17 protein-coding genes and 1 pseudogene are annotated in these 18,604 nt (G+C 63.6%); 8 read left to right on the forward strand and 10 right to left on the reverse strand.

Annotated elements, in window-relative coordinates:
• Nucleotides 1-61 precede the first annotated feature (61 nt).
• Complete coding sequence (locus AC57B6_RS18215) at nucleotides 62-538, reverse strand: OsmC family protein (protein WP_106353354.1); 477 nt, start codon at nucleotides 536-538, stop codon at nucleotides 62-64.
• A gap of 109 nt (nucleotides 539-647) precedes the next feature.
• Between AC57B6_RS18215 and AC57B6_RS18220 the strand changes: the two genes are divergently transcribed.
• On the forward strand, nucleotides 648-1,289 hold the full coding sequence (locus tag AC57B6_RS18220; protein WP_281663016.1) for a GntR family transcriptional regulator: 642 nt from the start codon (nucleotides 648-650) through the stop codon (nucleotides 1,287-1,289).
• 35 nt (nucleotides 1,290-1,324) lie between these two features.
• Here AC57B6_RS18220 and AC57B6_RS18225 read toward each other — a convergent pair whose 3' ends face one another.
• A complete protein-coding gene (locus tag AC57B6_RS18225; RefSeq protein WP_496421822.1) occupies nucleotides 1,325-1,681 on the reverse strand; it encodes a hypothetical protein in 357 nt (118 codons plus the stop codon).
• A gap of 182 nt (nucleotides 1,682-1,863) precedes the next feature.
• On the opposite strand from AC57B6_RS18225, the gene AC57B6_RS18230 reads away from it, so the two are divergent.
• The 5 genes and pseudogenes from AC57B6_RS18230 to AC57B6_RS18250 all read left to right on the forward strand — a co-directional run.
• On the forward strand, nucleotides 1,864-2,508 hold the full coding sequence (locus AC57B6_RS18230; protein WP_144195553.1) for an HD domain-containing protein: 645 nt from the start codon (nucleotides 1,864-1,866) through the stop codon (nucleotides 2,506-2,508).
• Nucleotides 2,509-2,646: 138 nt separating this feature from the next.
• Nucleotides 2,647-3,366, forward strand: coding sequence for a glycine zipper 2TM domain-containing protein (locus tag AC57B6_RS18235; protein WP_496421823.1), 720 nt, complete (start codon nucleotides 2,647-2,649; stop codon nucleotides 3,364-3,366).
• Between the two features lie 103 nt (nucleotides 3,367-3,469).
• Nucleotides 3,470-5,476: a bifunctional DedA family/phosphatase PAP2 family protein gene (locus tag AC57B6_RS18240; RefSeq protein ID WP_496421824.1), complete on the forward strand. Its 2,007-nt coding sequence runs from the start codon at nucleotides 3,470-3,472 to the stop codon at nucleotides 5,474-5,476.
• A 316-nt stretch (nucleotides 5,477-5,792) separates the two neighbouring features.
• Nucleotides 5,793-6,734: a phosphate acetyltransferase gene (locus AC57B6_RS18245; protein WP_496421825.1), complete on the forward strand. Its 942-nt coding sequence runs from the start codon at nucleotides 5,793-5,795 to the stop codon at nucleotides 6,732-6,734.
• Nucleotides 6,731-6,955: pseudogene (locus AC57B6_RS18250) on the forward strand (acetate/propionate family kinase); the annotation flags it as partial. The gene AC57B6_RS18245 and the pseudogene AC57B6_RS18250, both read left to right, overlap by 4 nt.
• Nucleotides 6,956-7,158: 203 nt before the next feature.
• Here the strand turns inward: AC57B6_RS18250 and AC57B6_RS18255 are convergent.
• The 7 genes from AC57B6_RS18255 to AC57B6_RS18285 form a co-directional block, all read right to left on the reverse strand.
• Nucleotides 7,159-8,664, reverse strand: coding sequence for a sensor domain-containing diguanylate cyclase (locus AC57B6_RS18255; RefSeq protein ID WP_252890038.1), 1,506 nt, complete (start codon nucleotides 8,662-8,664; stop codon nucleotides 7,159-7,161).
• Between the two features lie 242 nt (nucleotides 8,665-8,906).
• Complete coding sequence (locus tag AC57B6_RS18260; protein ID WP_496421826.1) at nucleotides 8,907-10,160, reverse strand: arsenic transporter; 1,254 nt, start codon at nucleotides 10,158-10,160, stop codon at nucleotides 8,907-8,909.
• Complete coding sequence (locus AC57B6_RS18265) at nucleotides 10,157-11,389, reverse strand: MFS transporter (protein WP_496421827.1); 1,233 nt, start codon at nucleotides 11,387-11,389, stop codon at nucleotides 10,157-10,159. The genes AC57B6_RS18260 and AC57B6_RS18265 overlap by 4 nt, the downstream gene beginning before the upstream one ends.
• Nucleotides 11,390-11,409: 20 nt before the next feature.
• The gene (locus tag AC57B6_RS18270) at nucleotides 11,410-11,973 is read right to left on the reverse strand and encodes a hypothetical protein (RefSeq protein WP_496421859.1); all 564 of its coding nucleotides are present in this window, start codon (nucleotides 11,971-11,973) and stop codon (nucleotides 11,410-11,412) included.
• A 62-nt stretch (nucleotides 11,974-12,035) separates the two neighbouring features.
• Nucleotides 12,036-12,848: a hypothetical protein gene (locus tag AC57B6_RS18275; protein ID WP_178370165.1), complete on the reverse strand. Its 813-nt coding sequence runs from the start codon at nucleotides 12,846-12,848 to the stop codon at nucleotides 12,036-12,038.
• A 167-nt stretch (nucleotides 12,849-13,015) separates the two neighbouring features.
• Entirely contained in the window at nucleotides 13,016-14,395 is a 1,380-nt protein-coding gene (locus AC57B6_RS18280; RefSeq protein ID WP_496421828.1) for a sigma-54-dependent transcriptional regulator, read from the reverse strand.
• On the reverse strand, nucleotides 14,380-15,864 hold the full coding sequence (locus AC57B6_RS18285; protein WP_496421829.1) for an ATP-binding protein: 1,485 nt from the start codon (nucleotides 15,862-15,864) through the stop codon (nucleotides 14,380-14,382). Before AC57B6_RS18285 ends, AC57B6_RS18280 begins: the two co-directional genes overlap by 16 nt.
• A gap of 555 nt (nucleotides 15,865-16,419) precedes the next feature.
• Between AC57B6_RS18285 and AC57B6_RS18290 the strand changes: the two genes are divergently transcribed.
• Complete coding sequence (locus AC57B6_RS18290) at nucleotides 16,420-16,722, forward strand: ArsR/SmtB family transcription factor (RefSeq protein ID WP_028199997.1); 303 nt, start codon at nucleotides 16,420-16,422, stop codon at nucleotides 16,720-16,722.
• A gap of 85 nt (nucleotides 16,723-16,807) precedes the next feature.
• Entirely contained in the window at nucleotides 16,808-17,869 is a 1,062-nt protein-coding gene (locus AC57B6_RS18295; protein ID WP_496421830.1) for an alkene reductase, read from the forward strand.
• Nucleotides 17,870-18,034: 165 nt separating this feature from the next.
• Here the strand turns inward: AC57B6_RS18295 and AC57B6_RS18300 are convergent, their stop codons facing one another.
• Nucleotides 18,035-18,562 carry a GNAT family N-acetyltransferase gene (locus AC57B6_RS18300; protein ID WP_496421831.1) on the reverse strand — a complete coding sequence of 176 codons (528 nt, stop codon included), beginning with the start codon at nucleotides 18,560-18,562 and terminating at the stop codon, nucleotides 18,035-18,037.
• Between the last annotated feature and the right edge of the window lie 42 nt (nucleotides 18,563-18,604).

An 18,604-nucleotide genomic window follows, 5' to 3' on the forward strand; every position in this document is an offset into this window, starting at 1 on the left:
ATCAACTGCGTTGTAGTCGCGCTATACGATCTCGACGATCACGCCCACGCCTGTGCGTCTGTCACGCCCGTTCCGTCGAAATTTCCGGCTCGCACACAATCGGAAAATTGACCGAGTTCGCGATGTAGCATTTCTGATGCGCCACATGATGCAAATGCTTCGCCAGTTCGAGATCGCCACCGGGCTGAATCACAACCTGCGGACGTAAAACGATCTGCGAAAAACGCCCCTGCTCCGGACTGTCGAGCATCGTACCCTCGGCATTGTCGCGATAACTCAAAACAACAACGCCCGCATCCGAGCAAAGATGTAGATACCAGAGCTTGTGGCAGGCGGACGCCGAGGCGACCAGCAGATCTTCCGGATTCCACCGCTTCGCGTCGCCCAAAAACGCAGGATCGGAAGATCCAGCAATGTCTGGCTTGTTCCCCGAGGCAATGATGTGATCCCGACCATACTCACGATATCCCGCAGTGCCGCTGCCGCGGTTGCCGGTCCATTGCACCGATACCGCGTATTTGTGCTCGCCGTGCGCCATGCCGCTCTCCTTTACTGTTGAACCGAAACTGAATTCGCAACACACGCATTCTATATGTGCACGGCCAATTTGGTATACCATTATTCCAAATGACAAGGACTCAACGCACATGGATCACAAACTGGATTCGACGGCCGACGCCATTGCTGTCTCACTGCGCGAACTGATCGCAGCCGGCGACCTGGAGGACGGCGCGCGGCTGGTCGAGCGCGAGCTCGCCGATCGATTCGGAGTGAGCCGGGTGCCGATGCGAGAGGCCATACAAAAGCTCGAAGGCGAGGGGCTGGTCGAGCTCATGCGCAATCGCGGCGCCGTCGTGCGAACCTTGACCCAGTCAGACCTGGACGAGATCTACAGCCTGCGAATGTTGCTTGAGGGAGACGCCATTTTCCATGCGGTCAAACGTATGGACAGTGAGACGCTATCGCGCGCCGAACTCGTTCACCGGCTTCTGGGAGACGCGGACACCGCACAAAAACAGGGCGAACTGAATCGCGAGTTTCATGAACTGCTATACCGCCCGTGCGCGAACGGGCGGCAGTTGAAAGCGATCCGCGAGTTGCGCGCCCAGGTTGAGCGTTACGAACGCCTGCAAAGCACCTTGCTCGCCGATACCGCTGCCTTCCAGGACGAGCATCTAAAGATTCTCGAAGCATGCGAGGCCGGGAACGCACGCCTCGCGCGATCGATGACGGTGGAACATCTCGCTTCGGCAAAGCGTATCGTTCTGCAACTGGTTACGGCTGAGTGATGGCTGAGTATGGTTGAATGATGGTCGAGTAAGGGCTACTGTCCGAACGCTCTTCCCGTCACATTCGGCGCCCGGGGATTCGGGCTCATGTTCAGGCTGGTGCCGTTCGCCCGCATGTTGTTTAGCACGGGACCCGACCCCACGCCGCCGGTTCCTCCGATTGCCGGCGGACTGCCCGCCGCACCCAGTCCCGGCGACGGGCTCGGGCTTGCTGAGCCCGTCCCCGGGTTCATGGTCTGCCCTGCACCATTGGCCCCACCGGCCTGCAAACCGCCAGTTCCATTCAACCCATTCGCCCCGTTGACGCCGAGGTTCGCCGACTGGGCATAAGCTACGCTCATCAGCCCCATCACCAACACCGACGTTAAAACACCCTTTGTCGCGATTTTCATAGCCCACTCCGTGATGCCATTGAATTACCCACCGAACGCCTCCCACTCGCCAACGACGCTCGTGAAGAAGCCAGATCAAATAGTAAGACCGGGCACCTGCCACCTTTGTTCATCGCTGAAACTTAGGAATTGACGGACGATCGGCGATAATGCACGGCCCTGTTTTCTCACCCGGCACCATGATGACCCAACGCGCCTTCGCCCCCTTTCAGGAACTGGCAGCGATCCTGTTGCCCCACGCGAACGACGATAACGGCGACGGCTCGCATGACACCTCGCACCTGCGGCGCGTCTGGAAAAACGCGGCCACCATCCAGGCGGAAGAAGGTGGCGACGCACAGGTGCTGTTCGCGTCGACGCTGCTGCATGACTGCGTCGCGGTGGAAAAGAATTCGCCGCTGCGCGCGCAGGCTTCGCGTCTGTCGGCGGAAAAGACGGCGCGCGTTCTTGCATCGCTCGGCTGGCCGGAAGCAAAAGTTCAGGCCGCGGCGCACGCGGTCGAAGCACATAGTTTCTCGGCCGGCATCGCACCGACCACGCTGGAAGCAAAAACGCTGCAGGACGCCGACCGGCTCGACGCGATCGGCATGCTAGGTGTCGCGCGTTGCTTTTACGTGGCCGGCCGGATGGGCCGCGCCCTGTACGATCCCGCCGACCCACACGCGACAGCGCGTCCCCTGGACGACACGGCGTACACGCTCGACCATTTCCACGCAAAGCTGCTGAAACTGGCATCCGGTTTCCAGACGCCGACCGGCGCGCGTCTGGCCAGAATTCGCCACGATCGTCTGCAGCGTTTCCTCGACGAATTTACCGACGAGATCTGAGCACGCCCGCTTTTGTGGGCAAACCGGCAAATCGGCAAATCGGCAAGCTGTACAAATGCTTACAAAGCAGCATGCGATCGGCGTACACCGCCCACGCTGCTGCCGCGTTATTGCAGGCATCTACTCGCGGAGCCCGCAATGAACACCAATCTCACCCCCAGCAATCCGCAACGCAATCGCATTCACCCCCTGGTCGCCGGCGCAGCGGTAGCCGTCATCCTTGCGAGCGCCACGGGCATCGCGGCAATGACCGGCCTCCTGCCCACCTCGCACGCCGTCACCGAGCCCGCACAGCCAGTTAATACGGCCGCGGCGCAGGTGGCCAGCGCTCCGGTTGCCGTGCCCCAGCCGTCCGCGCTTCAGCAAACGGCCCAGCAGCCGGTTCAGCAAACCGTCCAGCAGACCGCGCCGGCACATCCGCGCGTCCATCACACGCACAGCGCACCCACCGGGGACGCCCCAAGGTACGCAAACAATCAGGGCTACCAGGCACCGTATCAGGCCGCGCCGGCAAGACCGCTTGCCGATCCTTATGCGGGTGAAGTCGTCGCCATCAATACGGTTCAGGCGCCTGAGCCCACTACCGGCCTCGGCGCACTGGGTGGCGCGGTCGCGGGCGGCCTCGTCGGCAATCAGATCGGCGGTGGACGCGGCAAGATTCTCACCACCATCGCGGGTGTGGTCGGCGGCGGCCTGGCCGGCAACGGCATCGAGCACGCCGTGCGCAAGCAGACCACCTATCAGGTCCAGGTGCGCATGCAGGACGGCAGCTATCGCAACTTCAGCTACCCGACTCAGCCAGACGTTCAGATCGGCGAGCGGGTTCACGTATCCGGCGATTCGCTGACGGCTTCGTGAGGTCGTGCAGCCGGTATTGCACCGGCTGCCTGTCAGCAGGAATGTGAGGAAACGTCGTGCGCGTTATGATCAACCGTTAGTCCAGAACGGCTGATCGCGCACGATGGAGCACGCCTACATCCACCTCTTGCATCTGCTTGCCGGCCATCCGGCATGGACTCTCACGGTCATCTGCCTTGCCGCCTTTCTGGAGGCCATTGCCGTCATCGGCACCTTTGTTCCGGGCAGTACGGCCATGTTCCTCGCCGGCGCGCTGGTCGGCACCGGGTCGCTGAGCCTTGGCTGGGCTTTGCTGTCGGCGATCGCCGGCGCCATCGCCGGGGACGGCATCAGCTTCTGGATCGGCAAGCGCTATAAGGCCAGAATCGTCCAGCTCTGGCCGTTCCGCACTCATCCCCAGGTACTCGACGCCGGCCACCGCTTCTTTCAGAAACACGGTGCCAAAAGCGTCGTGTTCGCCCGCTTCATAGGACCATTGCGGGCGATCGTGCCGGTGGTGGCAGGCATGCTGGGCATGACGCCGACGCGCTTCTACGCGATGAATGTGCTGTCGGCGCTGTTATGGGCTCCCGCGCACATCCTGCCGGGCGTGGTTTTCGGCGCCTCGATGCTGCTCGCCGGCGCGGTGTCGTTCCGGCTCGTCGTTGTCATCGTGTTACTGGTGGGCATCGTCTGGCTGAGCTTTCGCGCGATGGGTTTCCTGCTTTCGCATGCCAGTGCCTGGTCGAGCGCGGCGGGCCGCTATCTGGGCAGTTGGGCTTGCCGCCACCCCGGGCCTTTCGGCCGGCTCGCGCGGCGGCTGCTGGACCCCGAGCAGCCGGACGCCAGCAGCATCGTAGTGACGTCGCTGATCGTGCTGGCGTCGGGCGCACTGTTCTTTGGTGTCCTCGAAGACGTCATCAGCGGCGACCCGCTGGTCGGCGTCGATCTTTCCGTCTATCACTTCCTGCAATCGGTGCGCACGCCATGGAGCGACACCGTCCTTGCGGGGCTCGCCACGCTCGGCAGCGTCTTCACGCTGACCGCACTGGTCGTGACGGTGGTGCTGTGGATGCTGGTGGAACGGCGCTGGCGCACCATCGGTTACTGGCTCGCCGCAGTCGTGTTTTCGCAATTGCTGATCTTCGCGCTGCAGTTCGCCATGCACCGCGCGCCGCCCAACGAACTGCTGTCCGACGCCTACGTTTTTCCGAGCAACCATGTTGCCGCGACGGTGATCGTCTACGGGTTCCTCGCGTTTCTGCTGGCGCGACGGGTCGGCATGCTCGAAGGCCTGCTCGTGACGACCGTGAGTACGGTCGTCGTGTTCGTGGTCGCGTTGGCGGGCCTTTACTTCGGCAGGTACTGGGTTTCCGATGCGATCGGCGGCGCCGCGCTTGCGTACATCTGGGTGGCCATCGTCGCACTGACGGCGATGTTGCGTCACCCGGAGGTGCCGCCCTCACGCGGCCTCATGCCGCTCGTGGTTCTGGTGGTGATGCTGGTGAGCGTGGGCGTGCAACTGGGCGTCAATCCGCCGGCGCCGCCGCCGGACAATGCGCAGCGCCCGCCGCCCGTGCTCGTCACGCAAGCGCAGTGGACGGGCTCGATATGGAAGATGCTGCCATGCTATCGCTCCGACATGGGCGGCGACCGCAAGGAACCGCTCACGCTGCAATGGGTGTCGAACCTCGATTCGATCAAAGGACAATTGCGCGCGCAGGGATGGATCGAGGGTACCGACGTGTCCGCGCACAGCCTTCTCTCGCTCGCCTCGCCGAACGTCGCCGCGGTATCGCTGCCGGTCTTGCCGAAGCTGAACAACGGCGTGCCTTCGTCGCTGGTTTTCATGCGTCCCGGCAACGCGCGCGACGAACGCGACGTCCTGCGCTTCTGGCCGACCGGCTATGCCGTGGATAACGGTGCGTCGAGCGCCCCGCTATGGGTCGGGGCTTTCGCGCACGAACGGCTCTCCCGGGCATCGTGGCCGCTCAACATTCTGCGGGTCGACAGGGAAGTGTCGTCATTCAACGCTCCCGCAAAAGCGAGCGCCGGACTCGGCGCGGCGCTTGTGGCCAGAGTGAGTTGCCACGGTGTGCCGGTGTCGCTGCTGGCCTCTCCGGTGGAATAAGCGGCGTTATGCCGATGAACTCGCACGCCAGACAAGGCGCGCATCACATCCGCATGACGATGCCGGATTGAATCGATATGCATCGTACTCCTCACATCGACGGTCTCATCGTGGCCAGAAAAATTTCGCCTGTGAGCCTCATGCAGGAGAGCAGGCGTGCCTTAATGGCATCGACTGCCGGTGCATGATCGAAAGCGCTCCGATTGCCACCGATTGCCACCGATTGCCTCCGATTGCCTCCGATTCCCACCGATTCCAATTGCCAGCCCCATCGTCACCACCTAAACTGCAACCCAGCTAGCCGGAGGCATACAGGATGGAACATAGACGCGAAAAATACGAGCGGCTGGTCGCTTTCGCCGCGACGCTACCGCCATTGCCAACCGCTGTCGCGCATCCATGCGATCACGACTCCCTGTCCTCGGTGATCGAAGCCGCCCGCCTCGGCCTGATTGCGCCGATCCTCGTGGCGCCGCGCGCGAGGCTCGAGACTCTCGCGCGAGAAGGAAAACTTGAGCTCGGCGATCTGCCTGTCGTCGACGTGCCCCACAGTCATGCGGCGGCGGAAATGGCCGTGCAGTTGGTGCATGAAGGCAAGGCCGAGGCGCTGATGAAAGGCTCGTTGCACACGGACGAACTGATGGCCGCGGTCGTCGCGCGAGGCACGGGGCTGCGCACCGAGCGGCGCGTCAGCCATTGCTTCGTGATGGACGTGCCCGGCCGCGAGGATGCCTTGATCATCACCGACGCGGCCGTGAACATCTCACCGACACTCGACGAGAAACGCGATATCGTGCAGAACGCCATCGACCTCGCGCACGCCCTGCGTTTTCCGGCCGCGAGAGTGGCGATCCTCTCCGCCATGGAAACCGTCAACTCCAAAGTGCCGTCCACGCTCGACGCCGCCGCGCTGTGCAAAATGGCCGACCGCCAGCAGATTACGGGAGGGATTCTCGACGGCCCGCTCGCGCTCGACAACGCGATCAGCGAAGAGGCCGCGAAAATCAAGGGCATCTCGTCGCCTGTTGCCGGTCATGCCAACGTGCTGGTCGTACCGGATCTCGAAGCCGGCAATCTGCTCGCCAAAAGCCTGTCGTTTCTCGCCGGTGCCGATGCCGCCGGCATCGTGCTGGGCGCGAAGGTGCCGATCATCCTGACCAGTCGCGCCGATTCGGTGATGACGCGGCTCGCGTCGTGCGCGGTCGCCTCGCTCGTCGCGCTCGCGCGGCGCGAGAAGCCTTCCGCGGCCATCGTCTAAACGCGATCGTCTTCACGGCGGGGATCGGCGAATATGCGGCGCCCGTGCGCAAACGGGTGTGCCGCGCGGCCGCGTGGCTGGGCGTCTCGCTCGATGCGCAGGCGAATGCGCAGCACGGACCGCGCATCAGCGATCCGCAAAGCGCCGTCTACGTGTGGGTCATTCCGACCAACAAAGAACCGATGATCGCCCGGCACGCCTGGCACCGGCTGGAGTCATGAACGGCTAAACCCTATTGAACGGTGATTACGCCGTTTTTCGTTCTCGCCCGTAATTTGCACCATTACCCTACCCACTGCTCCCGCTCCCCTCTCCTGACAATCCCCATTCTCACGAACGCATTTAATCACGCATCGTCCCGGTGATAAGCCGACTGGCCGCTGCGATGTCAGAACGAGACGGCCCGGCCAAGGAATGCAATCAATTATGCGGCTGAGTCAGCGACAATATCACCCGCGGCGACGACAGCGTTCCTTCCACTTCTTTTGGCCGCATACAGCGCCGCATCGGCTGAATTAGTCAATTCATCAAGTGACGAGGGACGTGAGCGTCGACCGGTCGCACATCCAATGCTCACTGTGAAGGGCGAAATTTTCGCGGAGGCTACAGCATGTCGCCCATGCTCGACTTCACGACGTATGGCTTCAGCAATCTGAACCGCGCTCGTTTCGTCCGTGTCGGGTAACACCACGACAAATTCTTCGCCGCCATATCGTGCGGCGACGTCGCCGCGACGACGCGCGTGACGCTTGATGCACTCCGCGAGATGTTGTAATGCCATATCGCCCTGAGCATGGCCGTGGCTGTCATTGTATTTCTTGAAGTTATCCGCATCGACGAACAGCAGTGACAGGTAGCCATCATGGCGCTGAAGTCTGCTCCACTCGTTTTCGAGCACTTCGTCGAGGGCACGGCGGTTCTTGAGCCCTGTCAACGCGTCGGTTTGCGTCAGCTCTGTAAGCAGCACCTGAGTCTTTACCTGGTCCCGCAGTGCAAACGCAAGCAACCAGACCGCTGCACAGAACGCCAGGCTAACGGACGATGCGGCAATCCCGACTATCCATGACAACTGCTTCCAGGAGCCCAGTACGTCGCTTTCCGCCGGTGCGACGACGGCGATGAGTGGCGTGCCGGGAATGCGCTGGAATGTATACAGACGAAGTACGCCGTCCGAGATCGATCGGGCGGCATAGAACCCGGAATCCTGATTCACCATCCGCGGAAACACCGCAGATGTACCCACATTGACCTGCCCAGTCCGGCTGCTTGGGGGATTTCTGGCCACCAGGCTGCCATCCGTCCGTACGATCGCCGTGACACCCTTGGGCCCCACGTCCAGTTTGGTAAGGAGTTGCCTGAAATACTCGACGTCTATAGCGACAATCGCTACCCCGCCGAATGACCCGTCGGGCCGGTTCATCCTTCTCGAGATCGCGATTGACTGCGCGCCTGGCCGCGACCGTGCCCGATAGACTGATGACACATAGAGTCCGACATTCGCCGACTGGCGATGAACGATGAAATAGTCCCGATCGCTGAAATCCCATGTATGGGAGCTGGAACAGCAGCCGTCGACAACGCGACCTCGATCGTCCGTCACTCCCATCCCCGTGACGTACATGGCCGCGGTGCGGTCAAACAGCAATTCGTGACGCAGGTCAGGATCCATGCTTTGGACCACAGGCTTATCCAGCGCCGAAATCAAGGCGAGAAGCGAGTTATTTGACGTTTCAATCGTCCTCGCGATATTGCTGACCAACACGGCAGTGACGTTTCTGGACGTTTCATGGGCATGTTCGACGGCGGCCTCACGGGAGGCCAGAAGCGTGATCAGACTGATCGCCAACACGCCCAATGACATCAAACTACCGAGCATGCCGACGATCAAAGGATGACGGCCGGCGAGAACAGCCAGTTTTCCGGTGGTCATGGAAAGAGACACGGTAAGGCTTTAATGGTTGCACCCGGTCCTCACAACGTTATCCCGCGGTCGCAGCGGTGGAGTGAGGTTGGGGTACACGGATTCAGGGGCGAAGAGTTACCTGGGTTTCGCGGATCGCCGATGACCCGGTTAACGGCAGCATCCAAAAAAAATGGACCCTCGGGTCCATTCGATGGGCAATTTTCCTGCTGCGCCGCGCGCTGTTCATCACGCTCCTCCGTAAGGTTCTATCAATGTCCGCTCAAAAGCCGTGCGGCCATCGCGAGCACGAGCGCAGGCAGCATCACGACCATACCGATCCTGCAAAACTGCATGAAGCTCACCTCTTCGCCTTCGCGGCGGATTGAAAGCAGCCACAGAATGGTCGCGAGCGAGCCGGTAATCGACAGGTTCGGGCCAAGGTCCACGCCGATCAGCATGGCGTCGATGACCCGCTCGGGGCTATGCGCCTGCCATGCGGTCGCGCTGGCGATCAGCCCTGCCGGAAGATTGTTGATCGCGTTGCTGCCCAGCGCGACGATGAACCCCGATGTCGCGGCCGCAGCCAGTTGGCTCTGCTGCGTCGCCTGCGCGAGCAGTTGCGACAGTTGGGTGACGACGCCCGTGTGCGCGAGCATCTCCACCAGCACGAAAAGTCCCGCCACCAGCGGCAGCACGCTCCATGAGATGCCGCTCACCAGTTCCACCGGCGACTTGCGTTCCTTGACGAGCACCACCAGTGTGGTGAGGATGCCGAGCCCGGCGGTCGGCAGGCCAAGCTGTAGATCGAGAGCGGAGACGACAAGCAACGCGATAGCCGTCACGCCGATGCCCGCGAGCGCCACCTTGCCGCTCGCGCTGAGCCTGTCCACCGGCAGACCAGAGGCGCATGCCCCTTGCAGATGTCGACGTTGCGTCCAGCGCAGCATGAAGAATGTCACGACGATCGACAGGACCGACGGCACGGCGAAGCGCGCCACCCACAAGTCCAACGCCGGTGTGTGATTCGCGTAAAGCACGAGATTGGCGGGATTCGAGATTGGCAGTACGAAACTCGCCGCATTGGCGATGAACGCGCAGACGAACAACAGAGGCAACGGCTTCGTATTCGCCTTCTTCGCTGCGGCGAACACGGCGGGCGTCAATACGACGGCAGCGGCATCGTTCGACAGAAACGTCGTCACGACGACGCCGACCAGGTACACCAGCAGAAAGAGCCTGCGCGGCGAACCCTTCGCGTGATTCACGGCAAGCACTGCGATCCAGTCGAACAGTCCTTCACGGCGACCCAGCTCCGAGAGCAGCATCATGCCGATGAGAAACAGATAGACGTCGGTGCCTTTGGCGACCGCCTGCAGCGCGAGGCCGACCGGAAGCAGCCCGAGCACGACGAGTAGCACCGCGCCTGTCACTGCCCAGATCGCTTCCGGCCATCGGAAGGGACGCAGGATAACGCCGGCGGTAGCGGCAAACGCGATACCCCAGGAGAGGAAAATCGGATTCATGTAACGAGAGGATTCTGGTTAGCGAGATCGTTGTGAATGCCACAGGCCTTTTTCAGGGAGGTGCCGAACAGCAGCCACAGCGCAAGCGAGCCCATCGACACGGCGCCCAGCACGAGAAAGGCCGCCGCATAACCGAAGTGCTGCGCGAGGACACCGCCGAGTGCAGGACTAAGCGCTGCACCCGCACCTTGCACGGTCATCACCACGCCCTGTCCGACGTTGACACGCCCCGTGCCTTGCAGAAGCCGCACGATGAGCGCGGGAACAGCCACGCTTTGCAGCCCCGCGCCAATGCCATCGAGTGCCTGCACGGGCCATACCCCCCAGTCCGAGATGAACAGCGCCGCGACCAGCCCGCGCAGCGGCAACGCAAGAAAGGTGATGAGGATCACACCCCAGTAGCCGACGCGCTGGATCAACCGGTTGGCAAAGCACGCCGCGAAGACCATCACCAGTTGCGCGACCACGATTGTCTGCGCGGTGAACGCGCTCGGGTTGCCTTTGTGCGCGGCGACAACCGCGAGGCCGTAAAGCGGCAGCATCGCGGCATTACCGAGGTGAAACATCGCGAGCGCGGCGGACAGCAGCAGCAGCGGGCGGCACGTCAGCAGCACGCGAAAGCCGCTCGCCTGTTCGTGCTCCTTCGTTGAGGCGGCGGCAAGGCCCCGTGCGCGGTCGTGATCGATGGAATCAGGCCGGATCAGCAACGTCGAGACGACCGACAGCGCGCCGAAGACACCCGCGAGCGCGAACACCGCGCCGAAACCATAGCGCCAGCCAAGCCAGCCCGACAGCGCCGCGCCAACCACGTTGCCCGCGTGATTGGCCACCTGGTTGCGCCCAAACTGCCGGTCGAAGCCGCGCTCGTGGACCATGCCGAGCGTCACGCCCACCACGGCCGGCCCGAGCGCGGCGCCTGTCACTGCCGTGAGGATCTGCGACGCGGCGACCATCCAGTACGTATGCGCCACCCAGAGCACGAGCGAGGCGAGCGTCGTCAACACACCCGCCGCGACAATCACGCCGCGCTTGTGACGGGTCGCATCGACGAGCGCGCCGGCCGGCGAAGTCGCGAGCATGCCCGCTATGCCACCGAGCGTCATCACCGTACCGATCGCGTCGGGGTGCCAGCCCTGCGCCTGCAGAAAGACGCCGAGAAACGGCCCGATGCCTGCCTGGACATCGGCCATGAAGAAGTTGAGTCCTTCGAGCGCGTACTGGGGATTCATGGTTCGATCACCCTCGGTGGCTATTCCTGTTGGGTTTGCGCATCGACGAGTTCGGCGATCTCGTCCACTTCAACGGTTCGCCCGTGCCGGTTCCTGATGCCACGTCCCCACGCATGGACATGCGCCCCAGGCGCCAGGTACGACGCCAGCTCGGCGGCGGCATGCGGCGGCATGCGCAACGACGTGCCATCGTCCAGCAGCGCGCCGCGCAACTCGCCCTTCGGACCGAACAGTGACAGCAGCACTTCGCCGCTCGCCTCCATCGGCGTGCGCTCAGCGTCAGGGTGATGATGTTTCTCGCCGTCGCGATGCGGGCCTTCGTCGAGAATGACCTTGCCTGTCTTCGACGTGAGCGAGACAGCGGCGATCATGTCCGCGCCACGCGGCTTGACGCCGCGTACGCGCACCGTGTCGCCCACCGCCACGAGCCGCGCGACTTGCCGCGACAGATGGGGCGGAAAATGCACCTGCTGCAACTGACGCGAGCCGAGCACGAAGCCGTCCAGTTCGCCGTGCGGATTCAAAAGAAAACGCGTTACCGTGCCGCGCGTTTCGGGAAGGCTGTTGGGATCGATCCAATGCATGGTCATGGTCCTTTTCGATGATGGTTGAACGGGTGAATGTCAGGTGCCGTTATCGGGCGCGCTCAAGGGGCTGGTGGCACGCGATCGTAGAGCCGGGTCAGATTGCCGGGCGATCCGAATGCCGTCGCCTGCAGCGCCGTGCCGTACTGTGTGCGTGTGCCGTAGCCTTGCGCCGAGACGTTCGCGCCGATTTGCACGAGCGCCGGAAACTGCTGGGCGATCGGTGGCGTGAGGCGGATCACGGTGCCGTCGGCGAGGATCACACCGTCCGGCTCGCCGCGTGGCGCGGTCGTGACGTGCGCGACCCGGCCCTGCGCGCTGAGGCGCGATAGCGCGACGCCGCGTAGCTCACGCGGCAGCGGCCGGGCGCCCCGCGGTGGCGGCTGATTCTCCAGTTGCTGGCCGCTGCGCGTGTCGGTGATCTGCTGCGCCGCGAGCGTGCCGCCTGCATCGCGCCTTCCGCTCACCTGCACGCTGTCGCCCGGGCGAACCATCGACGTAAGCTGCGGGCCCATGTGCGGCGGGACACGCACGAGCAGGCCGTCGCTTGTCAGCAAGCCGTCGACGTCGCCATCCGGATTGGTAAGAAAACGCGCGACGGTGCCCTGCGCGGTCGTGAAATTTCCGGCATCGGCGCGCGGCGCCGGGCCGCCGGGTGGCGGCGGGGGCGGAGTCATGGCAGCGACGCCGGGTGGCGGCACGGGCGGTGCCGTGCCGGTCGCGGCCGGCGACGGCGCAGGCGCAGGTGCGGTTGGGGGCTCAGGTTGAGTCTGGGCGGCGCATCCGTTGCTCGCCGCCATGAGCGCTGCGAGGCTCATCGCGCTCAAGATGCGCGTGGCGATGCGGCTTGGTGAGTGATTCGGAATCGCTTGCATGGTCCACTCCTTCGTAAGACGAGGAGCTTTTTGCAAGGCCTATGCCATCGGCCGGGAATCCCATGTGGCCGGGCAGCGACGCGACGAAGCAGGGCTGCGATGTCAACAAACCGGACAGGTGCCGTCCGGTTTATTGACACCTGGACACCCTGGACACCTTCGAACGGTCAGGAATCGGACAGGCCGAGATTCGCCAGACGCGTATAGAGCGACTGGCGGCTGATGCCGAGCCTGCGCGCCGCATCGGCGCGATTGCCATCGGCGAGCGAAAGCGCCCGGACGATCATGGCGCGTTCGAGTTGCGCGAGGGCGTCGTTCAGCGGCAGGTCGATGACGCCCGCGGGAATCGCATAGGCATCGTTCGCGGCCGGATCGAACAGGAAGGCGAAATCTTCGCGAGTCAGCAGCGCGGCGGGCGCCAGCGCGCTCGCGCGTTCGATAGCGTTGGCGAGTTCCCGCACGTTGCCGGGCCAACTGAAGCCGACCAGCAGGCGCTGTGCGTCTGCGGAGAGACGCTTGCGCGCCGCCTCGGAGGGACCGGCGACGGCCGCGAGGAAATGCTCCGCCAGCGGCAGAATGTCCGCTACGCGCTCGCGTAGCGGCGGCATGTGCAACGGAATCACGCTGAGCCGATACGACAGATCCTGCCGGAACGTGCCCGCTGCGACCATCGCCGCCAGGTCGCGATGCGTCGCGGCCACCACGCGTACGTCGACAGCAAGCGGCCGGTTGGTTCCGAGCGGCGTGACCTGCCGCTCCTGCAGCACGCGCAGCAGCTTCGCCTGCATCGCGAGCGGCATGTCGCCGATCTCGTCGAGAAAGAGCGTGCCGCCATGCGCTTCTTCGAAACGACCGCGCCGCTCCGAATGCGCGCCAGTGAATGCGCCCCGGGCGTGGCCGAAGAGTTCGCTCTCGAGCAGGTCTTCCGGGATCGCCGCGCAGTTCACGGCGACAAACGGTCCGCCCGCACGCGCCGATGCACGATGCAGCACGCTCGCCGCCACTTCCTTGCCGGTACCCGTCTCACCGGTAATCAATACCGTCGAGTTGGTGCCGGCCGCGCGGCCAAGACGCTTCTGTACGTCGCGCATGGCTTCGCTGATGCCGAGCAACTGCGGTTCATGCGAAGGCGTGTCATCCGCGAATCTGTGGATCGCCTGGGGAGCGGGTGTCGCGGCGCGGGTTGCGAGGATGCGCGCGAGGAGCGCGGCGATTTCGTCGCGGCCAACCGGTTTGGTCAGATGCTCGAAGGCGCCGAGCCGCATCGCGCCGATCGTGTTGTCGCTGGTCGCGTACGCGGTCAACATCACGACCGGCACGTCCTGCAGACCAGCCATGCCGCGCAGCGTTTCGAGCACGGATAGGCCATCCGCGCCCGGCAGCCGGAAGTCGAGAAAAATGCATTCGGGCGACGCCTCCTCGCGCAGACGCTGGATCGCTTCTTCGCCTGAACGTGCTTCGAGCGGCGTGTATCCAAGGTCCTGGATGGTTTCCGCGAGGCCGTCACGGAAGGCGTCGTCGTCGTCGATGATCAGGATGGTCGCCATGGGATATCGATCACAAAACAGGTCATGTTCGGATTGTCCTCGAGCCACGCGCGGCCGCCGTGCGCCGATGCGATCTCGCGCACGACAGCGAGGCCCAGACCCGACCCGTCGGGCCGGCCCGTGACGAACGGCTCGAAGATGCGTTCGCGCTCGCTCGCATTCACGCCGGGGCCGTCGTCGATCACTTCGAGCCGGAGCCGCTCGCCGTCATCGTCCGGCATGGCGCGCGCCCTGACCGTGACGTGTCCGCCGGACGGCGCATGACGCAGCGCGTTGACGATCAGGTTGTCGAGCGCGCGCGCCAGTTGCGCCGCATCGAAGACCGGCTGTGTGGTGCAGGATGCAATGTCGGCCTGCAAGGTCACATGCCGGCTTTCCGCCCGCGATTCGTGCGTACGGACCAGTCCGGCAAGCCACGCGCGCAGGTCGACTTGCTGCGCGCGGACGGTGACGGGCTGGGTAAGCGCGAGCAGGCTCGACAACTGCGACTCGATGCGGCCCACCTGCTCGATGATGATCTTCAGCGCGGCTTCGCGTCGTGAAGCGTCGCCCGCCAGCGCGTTTTCCGCCTTGAGCCGCATGGCGCCCACTGGATTGCGGATTTCGTGGGCGATCTGAGCGGCCATCTTCCCAAGCGCGCCGAAACGTTCCGCCTGCGCGAGTTTTGCGCTCAACCCGTTCGCCTCGCGTTGCAGGTGCTCTGCGCGTTCGACATAACGATTCAGCGCGTCGACGATATGGTCCAGATCGCGCTCGCCAAGCCGATCGATCCGTTTGCCCTGCTCGAGCCGGCCGTCCGGCGCAAGCGCCTGTTCAAGCCGCGTGAGGTTGCGCTTCCAGCGTCTGAGCGCCAGCGCGAGCAGCAGCGCCAGCGCCACGATGATCGCGAGCACGCCCGCAAGGAACGTCGCGGCCTGCTGCCCATACGGCCCAAGCGGCGGCCTCGCGCGCGTGAGCATCCAGGCGAGCAGGCCGGCATGACGCGGAACCGGACAGGCGACGGCGACCACCGCATCGGCGCCGCCAGAGACGACGTCGGCGCGCATCTGGCCGGTGCTGACCGCGTTTCGCAGCGTGCGAAGAATGAGCGGCGTCTCGGCCTCGGGTATATCGCGTTTGACACCGCTGCCTTCGTAAGTGGGAAACGCGTAGGCGAGAAAGCCGCCCGGTGCCCCGGGCGCGGGTGCGGAAGTCCAGAAGCCGCCTTCGATACCCTCGGTGCGGATCAGGACGAGATCGAGCACGGCGTGCATGAGATCGACATTCGTTTCGTCCGGCCGCTGCACCGACATGTCGTAACGCGACGCGACCGCCGCGCAGGTCATGGCGGCCTGCTGCTTCGCATCCGCGACGCGCTCCCCGAGCGCCGACGACAGCATCAGCCATACGGTCGCGCTCAGCAGGCTGCATAGTATGGCGATCAGAATCCACAGCGCGTAAAGCTGGGTGGAAAACGAAGGTCTCGGCATGAGGAGCCTGCAAGGGAACTGGAGCGGAACTTCAGACGCAAAATTCCTGCCTGCACATAGGGACGAGCGACCGTACCCGCGGCGCTAGCCAGCCCCGACGATGCGACGGTCGGCCGCTTCATGGAAACGACTGCCTAATGGGTCTCGCCCCAAAATCAACGATCCGAACGATATCAGAACAAGAACTGTTGGAAGAGTCGAGTGACGACCCCCATGCCGCTCGAGGTGGGCGCTCAACGACTCGGGACCCGTGCCCGCCGATGGCCGGGATGGGTGAAAACGCGCCCAGAATGCAGCATGCTAAAAATTCGACCCTTCAGATCGCGCTGCATTGGCCCAGCAGCAACTTGGGAAGGGTAAAGCGACATCAGAAAGCCGGGACAATATCTCGCTGGCGAGCGGTGCAGTGCGTTTCACAGTCAGCGACCCCACTGCCCGTGATGGCTTCATGCATATCGTTAAAATCCGATATATAATTCGTTCTGTAGCGATGCAGATGCGTGAGCGCCAACCGGCGCCATGTCTGCGTGTTGTTCATGCCCTGAAAACTGTCTCATGACGCTCGATATCGACGCGATTCACAAAGCGCTTGCCAACCCTGTACGGCGGGAGATTCTCGGCTGGCTGCGCGAGCCGTATGCGCACTTCGCCGACCAGGACCTGCCGCTCGACTACGGCGTGTGCGCCGGCAAGATCGACGCGCGCTGCGGCCTGTCGCAGTCCACGGTGTCGGCGCACCTCGCCGCCTTGCAGCGCGCGGGACTCGTCACGTCGAAACGGGTCGGTCAATGGGTGTTTTTCAAACGCAACGAGGCCGTCATTCAGGCGTTTCTCGAGTACATGAACACCGGGCTCTAAACGGCTCGTCCGCATCGCCGCGCTTCTCTCATCATGCAGTTTTTTAAGGCCCGGGCCACGCGCCCGCCACCTGAGGTGAACTCATATGCCGACTCTTTTTGACCCGCTCCAGATTGGCGACATCACGTTGCCGAACCGCATCATCATGGCGCCGCTCACACGCCAGCGCGCCGAAGAAATCCGCGTGCCGAACGCGCTGATGGCGAGGTACTACGCTGAACGCGCCACGGCAGGCCTGATCATCAGTGAAGCCACTTCCGTCACGCCGCAAGGTGTCGGTTATGCCGAAACGCCGGGCATCTGGTCGCAGGAACAGGTGGAAGGCTGGAAGATCGTCACGAAAGCTGTGCACGACGCCGGCGGCAAGATCTTCCTGCAACTGTGGCACGTCGGCCGCATTTCCGATCCGCTGTTTCTCAACGGCGAACTGCCGGTCGCGCCGAGCGCGATTGCAGCGCAAGGCCACGTGAGCCTGGTGCGCCCGGAGCGTCCGTACGTGACGCCGCGCGCACTGGAACTGGACGAAATCGCCGGTGTGGTCGAAGCGTTCCGCAAGGGCGCCGAAAACGCGAAGGCAGCCGGTTTCGACGGCGTGGAAGTACACGGCGCGAACGGCTATCTGCTCGACCAGTTCCTGCAGGACAGCACCAACAAGCGTACCGACGCCTACGGCGGCCCGATTGAAAACCGTGCCCGCCTGCTGCTCGAAATCACCGACGCCTGTATCGACGTCTGGGGCGCGAACCGTGTCGGTGTGCACCTTGCACCGCGGCGCGACGCACACACAATGGGCGATTCGGACCCGGCGGCCACGTTTGGCTACGTGGCACGCGAGCTCGGCAAGCGCAAGATTGCGTTCATCGCCGCACGCGAAGCACTCGGCGACGATCGCCTCGGCCCGCAACTGAAGAAAGCATTCGGCGGCCCGTACATCGCGAACGAAAAGTTCACGAAGGAAACCGCGCAGCAGGTGCTCGACGCGGGCGAAGCGGACGCCGTGGCATGGGGTCAACTGTTCATCGCGAATCCGGATCTGGTGCGCCGCTTCGCAACGAATGCGCCGCTGAACAAGCCGAATCCGGCGACGTACTATGCACGTGGCGAAACCGGCTACGTGGACTATCCGGCGCTGGAAACCGTCGAGTAAGCCTGTAGCGTCAGCGGAGGTCAGTAGAAGCATAAGCCGCTTCGCTAAAGCGGCTGCTTACTCGTAGCACGCTGCAGGACCACGCGGAGGATGTGACCGGAACGATATCTGGTCACATCCTCCGCGTTTTTTCATGCGTTGGCCGCTGTGCGCGGCGCGCTCGCGTCAAGCGAGGTCACGCCGCATAAAAACGCGCTTCGACTCGTCGAGGCCACGCGCGATATGCGCGTCGCGTCGCGCGACCAGTACGGCATCGAGATCGGCCTCCTCGATATCGCGAAAGCCAAGCCGGCGATAGTACGGGGCGTTCCACGGCACCTCCCGATACGTCGACAGCGTGAGCTGCGTGATCTGTTGCGCGCGCGCCCGTTGCGCGACCTGTTCGATCAGCGCCGCGCCGATCCGTTGTCCGGCATGCGAGCTCAGCACGTCGAGCTCCTGAACATAGAAGCATGCGGGCTGCGGCTCGAACATCACGAACCCCACGCAGCCACCATCGGCAGCCACGGCGACAACGATCTGCTGCGCGTCGATCTTGCGCTTGACGATTTCCAGTGCCATCGGCGGTGCATCGGCGATACCGGTCATGCCGACGCTGGCAAAGCGCTGGCCAGCCTCGAATTCGATCGCGCGGATCGCCTGCGCATCGTGCGGCGCGGCAATGCGGAACGTAAGATTGGAAGCGTATTGCATAGGCGTTTCGTAGGCTTTTTAGGGGCGATTCTGAACGACATC

It is taken from the genome of Paraburkholderia sp. BGA-UO-ETr-F12 (genome assembly GCF_059567945.1).

Coding starts and splice junctions, on each gene's coding strand:
- AC57B6_RS18215 (WP_106353354.1), bottom strand. CDS start 538: ATGGCGCACGGCGAGCACAAATACGCGGTATCGGTGCAATGGACCGGC.
- AC57B6_RS18220 (WP_281663016.1), top strand. CDS start 648: ATGGATCACAAACTGGATTCGACGGCCGACGCCATTGCTGTCTCACTG.
- AC57B6_RS18225 (WP_496421822.1), bottom strand. CDS start 1,681: ATGAAAATCGCGACAAAGGGTGTTTTAACGTCGGTGTTGGTGATGGGG.
- AC57B6_RS18230 (WP_144195553.1), top strand. CDS start 1,864: ATGACCCAACGCGCCTTCGCCCCCTTTCAGGAACTGGCAGCGATCCTG.
- AC57B6_RS18235 (WP_496421823.1), top strand. CDS start 2,647: ATGAACACCAATCTCACCCCCAGCAATCCGCAACGCAATCGCATTCAC.
- AC57B6_RS18240 (WP_496421824.1), top strand. CDS start 3,470: ATGGAGCACGCCTACATCCACCTCTTGCATCTGCTTGCCGGCCATCCG.
- AC57B6_RS18245 (WP_496421825.1), top strand. CDS start 5,793: ATGGAACATAGACGCGAAAAATACGAGCGGCTGGTCGCTTTCGCCGCG.
- AC57B6_RS18255 (WP_252890038.1), bottom strand. CDS start 8,664: ATGACCACCGGAAAACTGGCTGTTCTCGCCGGCCGTCATCCTTTGATC.
- AC57B6_RS18260 (WP_496421826.1), bottom strand. CDS start 10,160: ATGAATCCGATTTTCCTCTCCTGGGGTATCGCGTTTGCCGCTACCGCC.
- AC57B6_RS18265 (WP_496421827.1), bottom strand. CDS start 11,389: ATGAATCCCCAGTACGCGCTCGAAGGACTCAACTTCTTCATGGCCGAT.
- AC57B6_RS18270 (WP_496421859.1), bottom strand. CDS start 11,973: ATGCATTGGATCGATCCCAACAGCCTTCCCGAAACGCGCGGCACGGTA.
- AC57B6_RS18275 (WP_178370165.1), bottom strand. CDS start 12,848: ATGCAAGCGATTCCGAATCACTCACCAAGCCGCATCGCCACGCGCATC.
- AC57B6_RS18280 (WP_496421828.1), bottom strand. CDS start 14,395: ATGGCGACCATCCTGATCATCGACGACGACGACGCCTTCCGTGACGGC.
- AC57B6_RS18285 (WP_496421829.1), bottom strand. CDS start 15,864: ATGCCGAGACCTTCGTTTTCCACCCAGCTTTACGCGCTGTGGATTCTG.
- AC57B6_RS18290 (WP_028199997.1), top strand. CDS start 16,420: ATGACGCTCGATATCGACGCGATTCACAAAGCGCTTGCCAACCCTGTA.
- AC57B6_RS18295 (WP_496421830.1), top strand. CDS start 16,808: ATGCCGACTCTTTTTGACCCGCTCCAGATTGGCGACATCACGTTGCCG.
- AC57B6_RS18300 (WP_496421831.1), bottom strand. CDS start 18,562: ATGCAATACGCTTCCAATCTTACGTTCCGCATTGCCGCGCCGCACGAT.